The following is a 16,769-nucleotide window of genomic DNA, read 5'->3' on the forward strand; positions in this document are numbered from 1 at the left end:
TTAAAAGCCATGTAATCTTTTTAAATCCGCATCAATAGGAAATTTATTTCCATCTTTATCTACGCTCACATAAGTTACCACAGCTGAAGTTACATGCATACAGTATACACGGCCATATTCATTAGCTCTTTGAGTAACTACTTCTACTTCTACGGTGATGGATGTATTACCTGCTTTGATGATTTTTGCATAGCAAGATACCAAATCACCTACGAAAATTGGCTCTTTAAAAATGATTTTATCCACTGCTACAGTTACTACTCTTTGTGGGGAGAGTTCTCTTGCGGCAATGGCTCCAGCTAGATCAATTTGCGACATGATCCAACCACCAAAGATATTACCAGCGGGGTTTGTATTGCTTGGCATAGCTATAACTCTTAGCTTAGGTTCTCCCATATCTTTCATACATTCTCCTTGTGTTTTAAAAAAAACATTATAATTAAGTTTTAAAAATAAAGAAAGGTAAAAAATGAATGATTTTAAGCAAATAGCAAAAATTGTGAAAAATAGGAAACAAAATATCAATAGTCTTTATAATATACTTCAAACTAATCAAAGTCATCCTTTGATAGATAGAGCTTTAGAACTAGCTAATCTTGAAAGCGAAAAAAGCAATGTTTTGGCAATGTTGCGTCGTTTGGTGGATTTAAAAGAGGAAAATTTAGTCCAAGAACTTGAGAAAAAAGGTTTAAATGAAGAAGAAATTTCTCAAATAAAATATAAAGTTTTTTCTTTAGTAAGAGCCTTTTATGAAGTAGAACATCAAGATTTAATCGATGAGATTAAGAGTAAAAATTTACTTGATGAGTTTTATTTGGCTTTAGTTCAAGGTGTGCATAATATAGGCGTAGTTATGAATTCTTTTGAGCTTGTTTGGAGCAAGCAAATTTTAGATACAAATAATAAAATCTTAAAAGAACAATTTCCAAATTTAAGTGATGCTTTGGAGTTTTTAAAACAAAATGAGCTTTATCAGCTTAATCAAGATGGCGAAATTTGTGAAAGAAGTTATGGGGCTTTAGTTAAAATAGGAACACTTTGGAGATTTTTACCTTATGCAAAAGCTTTTGAAAATGAAGTTTTAAAGCTTGAATATGAGTTTGATAAACTTTTAGAAAAACTAAGAAATTGTGCATTAGATGATGAAAAAAATGCTTACATTGATTATATAGAAAAATTAAAATTTGCTTTTTGTGAAAAAGATAACAATGAAGTGGTTAAAAAATGGCAAGAAGCAGAGCTTGCGTGGATGGAAGTAAAATGCCCATTGCAAATTGGCCATCCTTTAGAGTACTATGAAGACTCTTACACACATGCAGTAGCACTTGAGTGGGATATACGCTTAGAAGATGTGAGTGATTTTAATGCGAGTGAGTTTAAAGATAAAATCAAAGAAAGTTTTGCAATGGTGTATGCAAATTTAGATGAAGAAGATGAAACTTTGTTCGATGAGGTAAATTTTAATCTTGAAAAAACTCAGCTTTATATTTGTATGCCTATGATTTTTTATGGAGCAGAGCTTAAGGGGCTTTTTTCTGCTCAAGTAGTGCCAAATGATGAGTATGTAAGCAATATAGCAGGTAAAAAGATCTTTGCTTTTTTAAATTATGTTTATGAAAATGCTAAAACCAAGCCTTTTATGAAGCTTTCTTCTATGGTGTTTGAAAAAGAATTTTTAGATTATGGTAGAGAAATTTTATTTTATAATGAAAAATTATGGAAAAGAATTTATGAAGTTTCTACCATAGGTCATGAGTTTGGGCATATTTTCTTTGTAGCAAATGATAGTGAAAAGAAAATGAATGAAAGCGGTGTGTTTAAAAATATAGAAGAGTTTAAAGCTACTGCAGGTGGGCTTGTAAATTTCTTTTTGCATGAAGAAGATGACTTAAAGCTTCCTGTGTTTTATGAGCTTATTAAAAGAGCTATAGGCTTGATTGCTTGGCAAAGAGTAGAGGAGGTTAAGCCTTATTATACTGAAGGTTTGATTCATTTGTCATTGTTGTTTAAATCAGAGGTGTTATCTTTTGCAAACGAGAAATTAAACATTAAATTTGATGAGGAAGCTTATGAAGCCTTTAAGGCTGTGTTTATGCAAAATTATTATAAGCTAGCAAGACATTATATGTTAAAAGAAGATGCTAAAAATTATTTAGACGAATTTTGTGTTTTAGAAGATGAGGTGTTTTTACCACTTGATGAAGAATGCAAGGAATTTGTAAAATACTACTATGAATTACACAAACTTTATGGTAATGAAATCGATGAAAGTGGAGAGTTTGAAAAATACTCTAATGCAAAATAAAATTTTATCAAGAAGAACTTAGCTTTCTTCTTGATATTTACTATTTTCTAATGCTTTTTCCATATCTTTTTGCGTTTTTAAAATAGCTTTACTAAAGCCATTTAGCACTGAAAATGGAGCAAATTGCGCTGCTCTTTTTTCTCTTGGCATTGGTGGAAATTGTTTTGATTTTTGATATTTTTTATCTATTATATCTTTATACTCATCATGCATTATGACCTCCTATTAAAGAAGTAATTTCTTTAGTTTCATTATCTAAGCTTGAAGCTTTTAAAATAGCCTTTTTGCCAAATTTTTGCATGATTTGAAGTCTTGCTTTTTGGAGCTTTTCTTCTTTTTCAAGTTGATTTTTTTCTTGCAAAATTGCATTAAAATCACTAAATAAATTTAATTCTTGGAAATTTTCTTGAGCTTTATCTGTGATATTATTTAAACTTAGGCTGATTTTTCTAATGCTTAAGTTTTTATTGTTGATTTTACAAAAAAGTTCTAAGGCTTTTTTATTGATGATTTTTAAAGAATGGGTGAAATTTTCTAAATTTATACTTCCATGAGCATTTTTAGGTATAGTTCTTCCGTAATTATCTTTAGTAATAGCTCCTTTATAAGAAGCTAAAAGGTTTGAATTTTCTAAATTGCTTTTATCATATTGTATATCTAGTGTGATATGATTTGTTTTAAGGTTATTTTGAATAAGTTCAAGTACTAAATGATCGACAAGTTCTTTTAAAACTTTTATTGTTTGATTATTATCATATGCAAAAGGCAAAACCTTAGCCATGACTTTAGAGTGATTTTGTGATTTGTAATTTTTAATATCTTTCATCGTGCAAGTTTCAATGCCCCATGCATGATCGATTAATAATTCAGCATTAACACCAAAGTGTTTATAAAGCAAAGCTTCGTGTTTTAAAGAAAATCTTGCAAGATCTCCCATAGTATGAATGTTTAAATTTGCAAGTTTTAAGGCAATGCCTTTACCTATACGCCAAAAATCTTTTAAAGGTTTGTGTTGCCATAATTTATATCTGTATAATTTTTCATCTAAAAAGGCTATAAGCAAGCCATTTTCATCTACTTGTTGTCTTTTAGCAAGTATATCCATGGCAATTTTAGCTAAGTATAAATTTGTGCCTATGCCTGCTGTTGCGGTGATTTTACTTGTATGTAAAATATCAAGTAAAACCTTAGTAAGTAGCTCATAAGCTGATAGTTTGTATTTTTCAAGATAAGAACTAAGATCGATAAAAACTTCATCAATAGAGTATATATGGATATCTTTAGCATCAAAATACTTCAAATAAATGCTGTATATTTTAGTGCTAAATTCTATATAAGTAGCCATTCTAGGCTTAGCAATAATGTAGTCTAATTCTAAATTTAAATCATTTTCAAGTTCTAATGTGTCAAAACTTTTAGCTTTAAAGCGGTGTTTTTGAGCTTGTTTTAATCTTTCTTGATTGATTGAATGGATTTTTTGTTTAAACTCAAAAAGCCTTAACCTACCGGGTATATTGTAAGTTTTCAGCGCAGGTGAAACTGCTAGTATGATGGTTTTATCTGTTCTTGATTCATCTGCTACAATGAGATTAGTTGTTAAAGGATCTAGATTTCTTAAAACGCATTCAGCTGAAGCGTAAAAAGATTTCAAATCAATAGAAGCATAAATTTGCATAGTATGTGAAGCTTGCCTTTAAATTTATTATAATTATAACAGTAAAAATTATTAAAATAGATGAAAGGAAATGAATTTTATAAGGTGGCGGACAGAGAGGGATTTGAACCCTCGAGACCCGTTAAGATCTGCACCCTTAGCAGGGGTGTGGTTTCAGCCACTCACCCATCTGTCCGTATTAAAAGGGAAAGTATATCTTATTGTTTATAAGATATACCTTAAATTTATACACTAAGATAAGCTATGATTAAAGTTATAACAAAACCAGCACCTAAAACTGCGATTTGTTTGCCTCTGTCTTTGCGTATAGCTATGATAGTGATTAAAAGTCCTGAAATATAAAGGATTATCATAGCAAGTGCAAAAGCTAGTCCAAGCACAGAAAAATACCACATACCTTTATCTTTATGAAGCAAAATCATATTTCCAAGTAAACTTCTTTCTTTTGTGATGATTTCATAATTGTTTTCATCTATTTTAATAATACTTGCAGTATAGCTTATAGTGCCAAGCTCTATACCATCACCTTTTTTGTTAAGTTTTGGTTCTAAAGATGAAGGAAGTTTTAAGTTATTTTTCTTTAAAAAATCAATTAAAAATTCAGCTTCGGCACCTTCTTGGATAATGGCTTGAACTTTTTGACTTTGAATTTTAGCTCCACTTTCTCCATCAAAACCAGCTATATAGGCAAAACCAGTAACAGCATACAAAAATGCTAGTGGCAAGAAAAATAAGCTAATGTAAATGTGAATTTGTCTGAATAATTTGTTTTTATTCATTTTTAACTCCTTTTTTAAAAATAATGAAAAGTATATTATTAAAAAATGAAGTGAAAATAAAATTTAATCTTTTTTAAATTTACGGGCTAGGGTAAAAAAGCTTCGTATAATTCCATAAAGTACATATAAACTTGCGACGATTAATGCACTTTCTAAAAAATACAAATAAAGCATTGAAAATAAGATTACTAAAAGGATTAACACTTTTAAAACATTTGCGCGTTTTAAATCGATTTTTTTAAAGCTTGGATATCTTATATTGCTTACCATTAAAAAAGCTAAAAGCATTTGAATACATACTATCATCAAAGAAAAATCACGCAAAAAATCATAATATAAATAAGCACTTACCCATAAAGCGCTTACAACTGCTGCTGTTGGTATAGGAAGTCCTATAAAAACTGAAGGTTCATAAGTACCTGTGGTAACATTAAATCTTGCTAAGCGTATGGCACCAAAAACTACAAACAAACCTGCTATTAAGGAGCCAAAACGACCATATTCATAACCTATACTCATATAAAAAAGCATAGCAGGTGCTACGCCAAAGGCTATTAGATCTGCTAGTGAGTCAAACTCAACTCCAAATTTAGAAGTTGAATTTGTAGCTCTTGCAACGCGTCCATCTAAACCATCACAAATTAATGATAAAATGATATAAATTAATGCTTTATCAAAATTTTGATTAATAGAAGCAATCACTGAAATAATGCCTAAAAATATAGAAGCAGCTGTAAAAAGATTAGGTAAAATATAAATTAGTTTAAAATTCATGGATTTAAATACCCTATCAATGCACCAATGCGTACTTTGTCATTTTCATTTACGCAAATTCTAGTATCTTTTGGAAGCAATAAACTCACACTACCATCAAACATAAAACCTATATTTTGCCCATGGTTTAAATGATGACCAAAATCATCAATATGAGTTTTTCTATTTAAAGCGCCAAAAATGATGCGTAATGCCCATTGTTTGCCTTTGGAGTGTGCTAAAAATAGCATTCTTTCACCCATTAAATTTGTATTTTTCATAAATGGACATAAAAAAAGCCCATGTCTTAGCCTAGTTTCTTCTATATCCATATCAAGTGGAGCTATGATGTTGCCTTGATGAATGATATTGTTTATAATTTGCACTTCTATACATTCGCCAAGCTCTTTATATGAGCTTGTTTTAATGCTTTTTATTTTTCCTTCTATGGGGGCTATGATAGTATTTGGATCTGCTATATAATCGATTTTACTAGTTCTAAAAAGACAAGCAAAAAGTATAAAAATACACCATAAAAGCCAAGAAAATCCCCATATAAATTGAGCTATTGCAAAAACTATAGCTAGAACTATGAGTAAATTCCAGCCTGCCTTTGCAATAAAATTTGTTTTCATTAGTTATCCTTAGTAGCTTCTTGCTCTTTTTCTTCTAAGCGCGTTGGAAGATTATTTTCTTCTTCATAATTTTTAATAATCTCTCTAACTTTAGCACCATCAATAGTTTCTTCTTCATAGAGTGCTTGCACCATTACTTCTATAGCACCGCTATAAGTTTTTAAAATTTCTTTTACACCCGCGTAGCGTTCATCTAAGGTTTTCTTCACATACTCATCTAAATCTTGCGCCATTTTATCAGAATAATCTTTGATAGTTTGTCCACCACTTAAGAAAGTATTTCTTTGTTTTTCAAGCACCATTAAACCTGCGATTTCACTCATACCATACATAGAAATCATAGCTTTTATGATATCAGTTGCGCGTTCAAGGTCATTGCTTGCACCAGTTGAAATTTCTTTAATGAAAATTTCTTCAGCTGCACGTCCACCTAAAAGTACATCAACTTCAGCTAAAAGCTCATGTTTTTGCATTAAAAATTTATTTTCTTCAGGAGTATTGAGTGTATATCCTAAAGCTGCTAAACCACGCGGTATAACAGAAACTTTACTTACTTTTTTAGCACCTTTTGTGGTTTCAGCGATTAAAGCATGGCCGCATTCATGATAAGTTACGATTTTCTTCTCTTTATCATTAATTCTACGTGATTTTTTCTCAAGTCCTGCTATGGCTCTTTCTACTGCTTCAACTAAGTCTTTTTGTTCTACATGTTTTTTAGAATCCCTACCTGCAAGTAAAGCTGCTTCGTTAATGATATTTGCTAAATCAGCACCCGCAAGTCCTGCTGTTAATCTTGCGATATCTTCTACCTTTACTTCAGGTGAAATTTTAACATCTTTCATATGAACTTTTAAAATATCACATCTGCCTTTAAAATCAGGCTTGTCTACCAAAACTTGTCTATCAAAACGTCCCGGTCTAAGTAATGCCGCATCTAAGACTTCAGGACGGTTTGTCGCTGCTAGTACGATTACTGGCGAGCTTTCAGTACCAAAGCCATCCATTTCTGCTAGAAGTTGGTTTAAAGTTTGCTCTCTTTCATCGTTTCCACCCATCATGCCACTTGCAGCACGTGATTTACCTATAGCATCGATTTCATCTATAAATACAATAGCTGGAGCTTCTTTTTTAGCATTTTCAAATAAATCTCTAACCCTACTAGCTCCAACACCCACAAACATTTCTATAAAAGATGAACCTGAGACGCTAAAAAATGGTACATCAGCTTCGCCCGCTACTGCTTTTGCAAGTAAAGTTTTACCCGTACCTGGAGGGCCTACAAGCAAAAGTCCTTTTGGGATTTTTGCTCCAAGATTGATATATCTTTCAGGATATTTTAGAAAATCAACTATTTCTTTAACTTCTTCTTTTGCTTCTTCAACGCCTGCAACATCATTGAATTTAACTTTTGGTTTTTCTGAATTTACAAGTTTTTTAGAGCTTCCTATACCAAGTATAGATCCACCCATATTTTTTTGCATACGAGAGGCTAAAAACATCCATATACCAAAGAAAATAAATACCGGTAAAACCCAAGAAAGCAAGATATCTATAAACCAATTACTCTCGTTAAAAGCTCCATAAGAAACGCCTTTTGAATCAAGTAAAGGCACAAAAGTAGCATCATTTGGAACTTTTTTAGTAATATATACCATATTTCCTGCTTTAGACACAGCTTTTACGGTGGTTTGGCCTATATTAACTTGGGCAATTTGATTATTTTCAATTAGAGTTTTTAATTCAGAATAAGTAACTTTTTTGGTATTTTCTCCGCCCATAATACCCATGCTACCATCATCTGAAAATCCTTTAAATAAAAGAATCATCACAATGGCAAAAATAGCAAAAATAAAAATAGGGTTTTTATTGAAAAAGCTATTATTGTTTGGATTATCTTTTGGTTCGTTTGGTTTTTTATTCATTATTTTGTTTCCTTTTTGTAAGCTAAACTCAACCACTCTCCTTTGTGTTTGCATTCTAACAAAGTCAAATCTTTGAATTTATCTTTAATTCTTTCTTCGTATTTGTTTAAAATACCAGATAAGATTAAAATTCCACCTTCTTTGGTTTTTTCTTTAAGATCTTTTTCTAGTATGATTAAAATATCAGCAATGATATTTGCCACAACTATATCATATTTATGTAAGCTTTTATTAATAGAACCTACCCAAATATCATCAAAGCTAACTTGATTTAATTTTGCATTTTCCTTGCTTGCAACTATGGCTAGTTCATCTGTATCGCAAGCTTGCACTTTAGCTCCAAGCTTTGCCATGATGATACTTAAAATCCCACTTCCACAACCTACATCTAAACAAAATTTGGAATCATCTGTGTATTTTTGTAAAAATTCTATACAAGTATAAGTACTTTCATGATGTCCTGAGCCAAAAGCTAGGGCAGGATCTATAATGATATTGATTTTATCTTGCATAGGTTTTTGCCAAGTGGTATGAATGTGGATATTGTCAATTGTTAAAGCTTGTATGCCTTTTTTATACTCTTCTATCCAGTTTTTATTTTCTTTTTTTTCTAAAGTAGAATGAAAATAAATCTTAGTGTTAAATTTTTCACATAATTTTTGATGAAAATTTTGTAAGGCTATTTGAATGAGTTCTATATCTTCTTCTGATCGTATATAAATGCCATCGTTTTTTTCTTCTATGGCGTCTATATCTAGAGAAAAAATAAGATCAAGGAATAAATCTAAATATTCCTTGTCTGTTTGAAAAAAAAGTTCGTAATAATGTGTTTGCATAAAAACTTATAATTAGCCTTCGTTTGTTCCTAAAACATCTTCAAGTTTTTCTTTTAATACTTGAGGTGTAAAAGGTTTTACGATATAGTTATTTACACCTGCTTTTAAGGCTGTAATAACTTCTGCCTTACCACCTTCTGTAGTTACCATGATAATAGGCATATCAGCATATTTTTCTTCTGCTCTTACTTTTTTTACTAATTCTAAGCCATTCATTTCAGGCATATTCCAGTCGGTAATTAAAATTTTAATATCATCATTTTGTGAAAGTAAATCCCAAGCTTCAACTCCATGTTCAGCTTCTAAAACATCTTTATGACCTAATCTTACAAGAGTGTTTTTGATTATTCTTCTCATGGTAGAACTATCATCAACTACTAATAACTTCACTTTTTTTCCTTTATTTCGATGTAATTACATAAGTGTAATTGTATCGTTTTTATTTTTATTAATCAATTAAAAGTATATATTATACCATTTTAAAATAAAATTAGAATTTAATCACTCTCCATTTTTATTGTGATTAAATTCAGGCACAATTTCCTTTAAAACTTTTGCAGGATCTGTGCTTTGGAGTAATTTTTCTATTTCTTGATTTAAAATTTTTAAATCTTTAATTTCACTAGTGGTGACAAAAATGCTTTCATATTGAGTTTTTAAATCATCTTCATGGATTAAAAGCTCTTCATAAAGTTTTTCACCTTTTCTAAGTCCGGTGATTTTAATTTCTAATTTTTTATTAGAAAGCAAAAGCATTTTTTTAGCTAAATCCATGATTTTAACAGGCTCGCCCATATCAAGTACAAATAATTCTCCACCTTTTGCAATAGCCGCAGCTTGTAAAACAAGTTGTACAGCCTCATCCACAAGCATAAAATAACGCACTATATCAGGATGAGTAAGAGTAAGTGGCTCATTAGCTGCAATTTGAGCTTTAAATTTAGGTATAACACTTCCACTTGATCCTAAAACATTACCAAAACGCACACAAGCTACTTCAAAATTTTCACAACTTGAGCTTAGTGCATAAAGCTCACAAATTCTTTTTGTACAACCCATGATATTAGTTGGTCTTACAGCTTTATCAGTACTTATCATAACAAATTTAGCAACCTTGTAAGTTTTTGCAAGATCGATTAAATTTTTAGTACCTATGATATTATTTAAAATAGCTGAATGCGGATTTTGCTCACACAAAGGCACGTGTTTATAAGCTGCTGCGTGTAAAACCAAATCTATGTTTTTTTCTTGTAAAAGTTTTTCTAGAGCCTCTTTGTCTAATATACTCATCATAATAGGCTCGATTTTTTCTTTATGCAAGCTTAATTCTTCATTGATTTTATATAAATTATACTCACTATGATCAAGCATGATTAAATGTTTTGCACCAAATTTAATGCATTGTTTACAAAGCTCGCTTCCTATAGTCCCACCAGCCCCACTAACTAAAACTACCTTATCTTTGATAAAATCAATCACGCAAGCATTATCTAAATCTTTTGGCTTACGCGCTAATAAATCTTCGATGCTTATATCTCTTGCTTCATTTTGTGTAAAAGAAAAAAGTTTTATATCATTAATCCCATAAGCAATAAGCTCATCAAAAAGCTTTTTGAGTTCTTCTTGCTCAAGTTTTAAAGCAATGATAGCAGTATGAATACCTTCAGCGGTATATTTTCTAATTGCTTCTTTTTCTTCAACTATAAATTTATCACAATAAGTACCTATTAAATTTTTACGCTCATCTACCACAGCTACAGGGAAAAGCCCTAAGCTTCCTTCTTTGGCTCCTTTTAATAAATGTAAAGCCTTTGAAGTGGCACCAACTACTATACAAGGGTGTTCTTCGTTGTATTTTGGCTTTCTAAAATCAACTATCATTCTTTTGCTTATACGCAAACTTCCAATTAGCATACAAGATAAAACAAAGTCTATTCCTATAACGCTTCTTGGAAAAGGATTAAAAAAATCATCATAAAAATAATAAATTGCTAAAAATACAAGTTCAGCTAAAGCTAAAGCGATAACTAATTTACGTGCCTCATTAAGTGAGAAAAATCTCCAAGCAACTTGATAAATTTTAAAAAAAGCTAGAAAAATGATTTTAAGTAAAATCAAAATCACAGCACTTTTAAACATGCCTTCATAAAATTCACTTGGAATGTCTGCACTAAAGCGTAAAGAAAAAGACAAATAAATACTTATAACAAAAAGTAAAATATCAGCGCCTAGGAAAAAACCTAAGCGTTTGCTTTTATAATCCATCTTAGTCCTTTAAGGTGTTTAAGATTAAAGTAGAAACTTCCTCTACATCAGCTTTACTCATAGTAGTTGCACTTGGAAGGCAAATTCCATTGCTAAAGAAAAACTCACTATTGCCATTTAAGTAAGCATCGCAACCTTTGTAAAGTTCTTGTAAATGCATCGGTTTCCAAAGCGGACGACTTTCGATTTTATTATCTTTTAAAACTTGTATGATTTTTAAAATTTTATCTTGAATTTGAACATTGTTATTTTCACATATACAATGTTTTTCATAAGTATTAAGTTTATTTAAATCAAAATCAAGTAAAGCAGTGCTTAACCAGCGATTTGACTTGGTATTTTCAAGTTCATCTAAAAAAGTAAAGGTGCCACTTAAAAATTCTTTATACCAGCTATAAATTTCACGCTTTTTATTCACTCTTTCTTCTAAAACTTCCATTTGAGCAGTACCGATTGCACCTAAGATATTGCTCATTCTATAATTATAGCCGTATTCTTTATGCTCATAATGAAGGCAATTTTCTCTAGCTTGAGTGCTATAAAATCTTGCTTTTTCAAGATTAGCATGATTTTCACTCACAAGCATACCACCACCACCTGTTGTGATAATTTTATTACCATTAAAAGAATATACTCCAAAATCACCAAAAGTACCTAAAGCTTTATTTTTGTAAAAACTTCCCAAAGCTTCAGCAGCATCTTCGATTAAAAAAATCTCATTTTCTTTACAAATTTGGACAATCTCATCCATTTTAGAAGCATTACCATAAAGATGTGTTAAAATGAGAGCTTTTGGCTTTTTAGGGCTTTCTTTGATAGCTTTTTTTAATAAATTTACATCTAAATTATAAGTTTCATCACAATCAATAAATACAGGCGTAGCATTCATATAAGAAATGGGTGCTACTGAAGCTATGAAAGTAAAACTTGAAGCTAGAACTATATCGCCTTCTTTGATGCCCAAAACTCTTAAAGCTAAATGAATAGCTGCAGTGGCTGCATTTAGAGCAAGTGCGTTAGAACTTTTTGTATAATCTTTAATACTTTGTTCTAAGGCATTAACAAACTCACCCAAAGGTGCTATATAATTACTTTCAAAAGCTTTATGTATGTATTCTAATTCTTTTCCACTCATATGTGGTGCTGATAGAAAAAATCTCATTTTACCTCCTTTATTTTTTTAGCAGGAACTCCGGCATAAATGCCTTTAGAAGTTAAGTTTTTAACCACAACTGCTCCTGCACCTAAAGTTATATCATCATTTAAACTCATACAAGGAATAACACTTGAATTAACTCCTAAAAAACAACGTTTTCCTATTTTTACATTTCCTGTTAGTTTAGCTCCAACGCTAATATGGCTAAACTCATCTACAAAACACTCATGCTCAATCACACAAGCAGTATTTAAAATCACACCTTTTGCAATGCTAGCTTTAGCATTAACTACGACATTTGGCATGATTAAAATACCCTCATCATCTAAAAAAGCACTTGGGCTAATAATAGCACTTTTGTGTATCAAATTTACTAATCTAAATCCATCTTCTTTTGCTTTTTTGAAAAGTTTTTCTCTAATAGAGTTTGCACCAATAGCAATAAACATATCGTGTTTTTCTAAGTTGGAGTGATATTTTAAGCCTTTATTATCATCTAAAAAGATGATTTTTTCATATCCTAAATTTCTAGCTACATCAGCACAGACTAAACCATGCCCACTAGAACCATATATATAAATACTTTTAGTTGTGTCCATTGAATTTATCCGTTGTAGCTACTCCTTCTTTATTAACCCCACTTCTTTTTAAAACTTTAATAATGGTCATAAAAAAGATTTTAAGGTCAAATAAAAAAGAGCAATTTTGCACATATTCTACATCATATTTAAATTTTTGCTCCCAAGAAATAGCATTGCGTCCATTGATTTGCGCCCAACCTGTAATGCCTGGTCTTACATCGTGGCGTTTTTTTTGCTCTTGATTGTATAAAGGCAAGTATTCTACAAGTAAAGGTCTTGGGCCTATGAAGCTCATATCGCCTTTTAATACATTAAAAAGCTGTGGTAATTCATCTAAACTCAAGCTTCTAACTAGCTTACCAAAAGGCTTTAAGCGTAATTCATCAGGAAGTAATTCTCCATTTTCATCGGTTTCATCACTCATAGTTTTAAATTTATAAATATAAAAAATTTTTTCATTTAATCCTGGCCTTGCTTGTTTAAAAAGCACACTTCCTTGAACGATTTTTAAAACAATACTGATAAGCACTACAAAGGGTGAAAAAACAATCAACAAAATCAAAGCCAAAAAAAAGTCAAAAACACGCTTTAAGCCATTTTTATACATTTATAAAACCCCTATAAAAATCAAGATATTTCAAAGCTATGATATTTTCATCATAATTTTGTGCTCTAAGAAAAGCATTTTGTGCTAAAGTATTTTTTAGTTTTTCATCTTCTAATAAAACCGCAATTTTTTCAGCTAAATCTTTACTATCTTTGCATTTGCAAATTAAACCATCTATGGCATTATCCACTGCTTCAATGCAACCCTCAGCATCACTTACCACGCATGCTTTTTTACAAGCTTGTGCTTCTAAAACTGTTCTTGGGTAGCCTTCTTTATAACTTGGTAAAACAAAAATATCACATAAATTTAATAAATGTGCAATATCACTTCTTGCGCCAAGATAAAAAACATCATTTGAGTTTAAAAATTCTAATGGTGCGCAAGATTTATTATCATCTCTTCCACCTACCAAAACAAAATTTGCCTTATCTTTTAAAATTTGGCTTGCTTCATAAAATTCTTTAATTCCTTTATGCCAAAGCGCTCTTGAGATCATTAAAACGATAGGTTTATCAGGCATGTTATGTTCTTTTAAAAAAGCTTGTTTTTCTTCTGTGCTAATTTTTAAAGGTAAAAATTGTTTTAAATTTAGTCCTACGGATTTGATGATTTTGATTTTTTCTTCTTTTAAGCCTAAATTTTTCATAAATAAAGCATTGCTTTCATTGACAAAAATAAAACCATTAGCAAGTTTAAAAGAAATTTTATAAAGTAAATTAATGCTCATTCTTACTAATTTGCTTTTAAAATCATCATCTATATAAAAACTTCCTAAGCCTTCAACCAAACCAAAAGTGTATTTAATACCCGCCATTTTGGCTGCTATGATACCTGTTGTATTGCTTTTGTGTGCACTTGTTTGTAAAAGATCTAAATTTAAACTTTTGAGTGTATTTTTTAAACTAAGTAGATTTTTAAAAACAATCAAAGGATTAACGCTTGATCTAGCTAAATCATAAAAGCAAACCTTATAGCCTAGCTCTTGTAATTTAATAGCAAAATCATCTTTTGGAGTGATGATTATAACTTCATGATTATTTTTTTCTAAAGCCCTAATGAGTGCAAGACGAAAATAATACACACTCATTGCACTATGGGTTAAAATTCCTATTTTCATCTTTTTAGCCTATAAATTTTTGCTCTTGCATCATTAGTGACTTGTTCAAATAAATCTTGATCATATTGATTTAATAAAAACATTTGTATATAAGCACTATTATAAAGACTTTCATCTAAAATCACAAAGCTTTTGTATTCTCTTAAAAAGAGCAAATAAATTTGAGCTTTTGAATCAATTTCATTGTAATAAAATTTGCCATTAGTGATGGATTCTATATCCACAAAAGCTTTTAAAGGTATACTTGCACCTTCTACTTTTAAGGCTCTAAAATCATTAATAATTTCTACTCCATTATCAAGCATAACAGAACCTGTAGTTTTATCTTGAGCTATGGCATTAGCTTGAGAGAAAAATAAACTTTTTTCTTGCTCTCCATTGTCAGGATTTGTATTTGCAAATTGTGCCACCACAGGCATAATACGCAACATTCTATAAGGCATATAAATATATACATCTCTAGTTTTATTGGTATCAAATTTAAAATCTTTATCATTTAAACTTTCTAAAAAATCTTTAGCACTTGTTTGGTTATAGTCTTTAACCATAGCTTTTAAAACATCAGGATAGTTTTCTTTGAAAGATTTTTCAGTGTATTCTACGCTAAGTCTTGCCATATTAGCTGCTGGAATTTGTTCTTTGCTTAAGACAAAAGATGAGAAAAAATTATCTTTTCCTAGGTGTTTTCCACCATCGATTAAGGTTTTTACATCGCTATAATAGCGTATTGGATAACCATAATCCCACCAAGCAACGACATAATCTTCTCTTTGAGCTTTATTTTTTAAATCATTTAAAATACTAGCTTCATAAGAAGTAAAAACAGTAGAGGATTTATAATAATAAATATGCATCAAAGCAGGGCTTATACTAAAAAATGCAATGAGTATGAGTAAGATATTTTTATTTCTTAGACTAAGTTTGATTTGTTTTTTTTCTAAAAAATTAAAAAATGCATATAAAAAATACCCAAAACCCAAAGCCATCACAGGAACTGCATAAATGGTAAATCTAAGTCCAGCTCTTAAAGCCATAAAACCTAGTGCAAGCATAGGTAGAGCCAAAAGCATACTTTTATGATCTTTGCAAAGTAAGATAAAACCTATAAAAGAAAGGATAAATACTAAAACACTAGAACTAATTCTTTGCATAAATACTTCAGGATCGATAGTATTTACTTCCATAATAGTTTCATTGACATTAAAATACATAAAGGCAGCATCTTTTAAATTTTGCACATCAGAAGCTTTGAAAACATAAAATTTAAGTTGATATAAAACAGGATCTAAGCCACCGCTTAAATGTAATATCAAAATGCTAATAAAAATCAAAGCCCAAATCATATAAAAATTGATTTTTTCTTCTTTAAAAGCAAAAATAGCAAATAATAATACAATCAAAGCAAGCTTATATTGCCATGCTAGCATACTTAAAGCTATGATCATCAAAGCAATAGCTAGATAAAAAATCTTTTCTTTTCTATGAAATACTAAAGTATAAAGTCCAAAAAGTCCTATCATGGCAAAATTTAAAGAATAACTTGATGGATACCACCATAAATAAATCATGATGAAAATTGGACTCAAAAGTAGGGTGAAAATGTCTTTATTAATAGTTAAGCGTATAAAGGTAAGCAAAATAAGCATTGGTAAAACTAACACTAGCATATCAGTATCATAATACCCACTCATAGTGCGGTTGTAATAACTATTTGCAATGCTTCCAAGTAAAGCTGCTATAAAGCCATAGGTAGTGAGTTTGTACTCTCTTGCGATTAATATAATAGGCACAACAATCAAAGAAGCAAAAAAAGTACTCATATATAAAATAATACTTTCAAAGCTAAAAGGCAAAATACTATAAAGCCAATAAGTCAAAGTAGAAAGTGAGCTTCCAAAATAAGATAAGTCATTAGGTTGATGAAAACCTGCTATCATATCTCTTGCACCTTCTGCAAAAGCATAGCCATCATTAGTAGTAATCATGAGTTGATCATTAAAGAAAAACTCATAAAACTCACTTGCCCAAGCTACCCAGTATAATCTACACAAAACACTAAAAGCAAAGGCTATAAGGATTAAAATACAGGTATATTTTATAGAATTATTATCCGTGAAATTCTGTCGTAGTTTCAT

At 30.4% G+C, this 16,769-nt stretch carries 16 protein-coding genes and 1 tRNA gene; 1 reads left to right on the forward strand and 16 read right to left on the reverse strand.

Annotated elements, in window-relative coordinates; genetic code table 11:
- On the reverse strand, positions 1–405 hold the full coding sequence (locus L8V88_RS03530; protein ID WP_039619080.1) for an acyl-CoA thioesterase: 405 nt from the start codon (positions 403–405) through the stop codon (positions 1–3).
- Positions 406–469: 64 nt separating this feature from the next.
- Here L8V88_RS03530 and ciaB point away from each other — a divergent pair, with 64 nt between their 5' ends.
- The gene (gene ciaB, locus L8V88_RS03535) at positions 470–2,305 is read left to right on the forward strand and encodes an invasion protein CiaB (RefSeq protein WP_263726825.1); all 1,836 of its coding nucleotides are present in this window, start codon (positions 470–472) and stop codon (positions 2,303–2,305) included.
- Positions 2,306–2,323: 18 nt separating this feature from the next.
- Here the strand turns inward: ciaB and L8V88_RS03540 are convergent, their stop codons facing one another.
- From L8V88_RS03540 to L8V88_RS03610, 15 genes are all read right to left on the reverse strand, one after another.
- Positions 2,324–2,518, reverse strand: coding sequence for a hypothetical protein (locus L8V88_RS03540; RefSeq protein WP_087690067.1), 195 nt, complete (start codon positions 2,516–2,518; stop codon positions 2,324–2,326).
- Positions 2,511–3,980, reverse strand: coding sequence for a DNA methylase (locus tag L8V88_RS03545; RefSeq protein WP_263726827.1), 1,470 nt, complete (start codon positions 3,978–3,980; stop codon positions 2,511–2,513). Before L8V88_RS03545 ends, L8V88_RS03540 begins: the two co-directional genes overlap by 8 nt.
- Before the next feature lie 85 nt (positions 3,981–4,065).
- Positions 4,066–4,155 (reverse strand) — tRNA-Ser (locus tag L8V88_RS03550).
- A 49-nt stretch (positions 4,156–4,204) separates the two neighbouring features.
- Complete coding sequence (locus tag L8V88_RS03555; RefSeq protein WP_263677721.1) at positions 4,205–4,759, reverse strand: PepSY-associated TM helix domain-containing protein; 555 nt, start codon at positions 4,757–4,759, stop codon at positions 4,205–4,207.
- A gap of 63 nt (positions 4,760–4,822) precedes the next feature.
- The gene (gene pssA, locus L8V88_RS03560) at positions 4,823–5,533 is read right to left on the reverse strand and encodes a CDP-diacylglycerol--serine O-phosphatidyltransferase (RefSeq protein ID WP_173787723.1); all 711 of its coding nucleotides are present in this window, start codon (positions 5,531–5,533) and stop codon (positions 4,823–4,825) included.
- Positions 5,530–6,147, reverse strand: coding sequence for a phosphatidylserine decarboxylase (locus L8V88_RS03565; RefSeq protein ID WP_263726829.1), 618 nt, complete (start codon positions 6,145–6,147; stop codon positions 5,530–5,532). The genes pssA and L8V88_RS03565 overlap by 4 nt, the downstream gene beginning before the upstream one ends.
- Positions 6,147–8,069, reverse strand: a complete 1,923-nt coding sequence (gene ftsH / locus L8V88_RS03570; RefSeq protein ID WP_263726831.1) for an ATP-dependent zinc metalloprotease FtsH — start codon at positions 8,067–8,069, stop codon at positions 6,147–6,149. Before ftsH ends, L8V88_RS03565 begins: the two co-directional genes overlap by 1 nt.
- Positions 8,069–8,905 carry a 50S ribosomal protein L11 methyltransferase gene (locus tag L8V88_RS03575; protein ID WP_214124990.1) on the reverse strand — a complete coding sequence of 279 codons (837 nt, stop codon included), beginning with the start codon at positions 8,903–8,905 and terminating at the stop codon, positions 8,069–8,071. Before L8V88_RS03575 ends, ftsH begins: the two co-directional genes overlap by 1 nt.
- 12 nt (positions 8,906–8,917) lie before the next feature.
- Positions 8,918–9,295: a chemotaxis response regulator CheY gene (locus L8V88_RS03580; protein WP_039619063.1), complete on the reverse strand. Its 378-nt coding sequence runs from the start codon at positions 9,293–9,295 to the stop codon at positions 8,918–8,920.
- A 111-nt stretch (positions 9,296–9,406) separates the two neighbouring features.
- Complete coding sequence (pglF, locus tag L8V88_RS03585) at positions 9,407–11,170, reverse strand: UDP-N-acetylglucosamine 4,6-dehydratase (configuration-retaining) (protein ID WP_263726833.1); 1,764 nt, start codon at positions 11,168–11,170, stop codon at positions 9,407–9,409.
- Position 11,171: 1 nt separating this feature from the next.
- Positions 11,172–12,332, reverse strand: a complete 1,161-nt coding sequence (gene pglE / locus L8V88_RS03590; protein ID WP_263726835.1) for a UDP-N-acetylbacillosamine transaminase — start codon at positions 12,330–12,332, stop codon at positions 11,172–11,174.
- On the reverse strand, positions 12,329–12,925 hold the full coding sequence (gene pglD / locus L8V88_RS03595; protein WP_114640582.1) for a UDP-N-acetylbacillosamine N-acetyltransferase: 597 nt from the start codon (positions 12,923–12,925) through the stop codon (positions 12,329–12,331). The genes pglE and pglD overlap by 4 nt, the downstream gene beginning before the upstream one ends.
- A complete protein-coding gene (gene pglC, locus L8V88_RS03600; protein ID WP_263726836.1) occupies positions 12,912–13,514 on the reverse strand; it encodes an undecaprenyl phosphate N,N'-diacetylbacillosamine 1-phosphate transferase in 603 nt (200 codons plus the stop codon). The genes pglD and pglC overlap by 14 nt, the downstream gene beginning before the upstream one ends.
- Positions 13,507–14,634, reverse strand: coding sequence for a N,N'-diacetylbacillosaminyl-diphospho-undecaprenol alpha-1,3-N-acetylgalactosaminyltransferase (gene pglA / locus L8V88_RS03605; RefSeq protein ID WP_263726838.1), 1,128 nt, complete (start codon positions 14,632–14,634; stop codon positions 13,507–13,509). The genes pglC and pglA overlap by 8 nt, the downstream gene beginning before the upstream one ends.
- Entirely contained in the window at positions 14,631–16,769 is a 2,139-nt protein-coding gene (locus L8V88_RS03610; protein ID WP_263726839.1) for an STT3 domain-containing protein, read from the reverse strand. The genes pglA and L8V88_RS03610 overlap by 4 nt, the downstream gene beginning before the upstream one ends.

The organism is Campylobacter sp. IFREMER_LSEM_CL2101 (assembly GCF_025771825.1).
Lineage (GTDB): Bacteria > Campylobacterota > Campylobacteria > Campylobacterales > Campylobacteraceae > Campylobacter_D > Campylobacter_D lari_C.